1 protein-coding gene is annotated in these 596 nt (G+C 69.1%); it reads left to right on the forward strand.

The window, feature by feature from the left end; all coding sequences use genetic code 11:
• A partial coding sequence (locus JMF90_RS39635; RefSeq protein ID WP_201326608.1) for a malonate decarboxylase subunit alpha occupies nt 1-596 on the forward strand: 596 nt, incomplete at both ends.

Genomic DNA, 596 nt, shown 5'->3' on the forward strand with positions numbered 1-596 from the left:
GAAACGCAGATCCTCACCGCGATGCTCGCGATCAAGGGCATCTACGAGCCGTACGGGATCAAGCGCCTGAACCACGGGATCGGCTTCAACACGGCCGCGATCGAGCTGCTGCTGCCGACCTACGGCGCGAAGCTCGGGCTGAAGGGCAAGGTCTGCACGCACTGGGCGCTCAATCCGCACCCGACGCTGATTCCCGCGATCGAATCGGGCTGGGTCGAGCAGGTCCACTGCTTCGGCTCCGAGGTCGGGATGGACGACTACATCCGCGCGCGCTCCGACGTGTGGTTCACGGGCCCCGACGGGTCGCTGCGCTCGAACCGGGCGTTCTGCCAGACGGCCGGCCTCTATGCGTGCGACATGTTCATCGGCTCGACGCTGCAGATCGACCTGTCCGGCCATTCGTCGACGGTCACCGCCGAGCGGATCGCCGGCTTCGGCGGCGCGCCGAACATGGGCAGCGACGCGCGCGGCCGACGCCATCCGAGCGAGCCGTGGCTGAAGGCCGGCGCGGAAGCCGACCCGGACACGCCGGCGGCGCTGCGGCGCGGCCGCAAGCTGGTCGTGCAGATCGGCGAGACGTTCGGCGACAAGAACGT

This window comes from Burkholderia sp. E168m23, from assembly GCF_016586125.1.
In the GTDB taxonomy this organism is placed as follows: domain Bacteria; phylum Pseudomonadota; class Gammaproteobacteria; order Burkholderiales; family Burkholderiaceae; genus Burkholderia; species Burkholderia orbicola.